We start from the raw sequence: 300 nt of genomic DNA, 5'->3' as shown, positions 1-300 counted from the left end.
CGGGCACGCGCTCCTCGCTCTATGCCAATGCGGAGTACCAGAAGGCGGCGCCTTTCGCGAAAATGACGCTGGACTCCATCAATGCCGCCGATCCGACGCATCCGACCGTCAAGCCGGTGCCTTATGTCGGCGTGCAGTTCGTCGCCATTCCTGAATTCCAGGGCCTTGGCACCACCGTCGGCCAGCTCTTCTCGGCGGCCCTTGCCGGCCAGTCGAGCGTCGACGATGCGCTGAAGCAGGCCCAGGACGCAGCCACTGCGGCGATGACCGAGGGCGGCTACATCAAGTAAGGCTCCTCCC

1 pseudogene is annotated in these 300 nt (G+C 65.0%); it reads left to right on the top strand.

What is annotated here, in order from left to right:
- Positions 1–290: pseudogene (locus EN861_RS34890) on the top strand (sugar ABC transporter substrate-binding protein); the annotation flags it as partial.
- Positions 291–300: the final 10 nt, after the last annotated feature.

Origin of the sequence: Mesorhizobium sp. M8A.F.Ca.ET.218.01.1.1 (assembly GCF_004791165.1) — a bacterium.
Lineage (GTDB): Bacteria > Pseudomonadota > Alphaproteobacteria > Rhizobiales > Rhizobiaceae > Mesorhizobium.
Note: the sequence above shows the minus strand (reverse complement) of the source record. Positions and strands in the feature narration are given on the sequence as shown.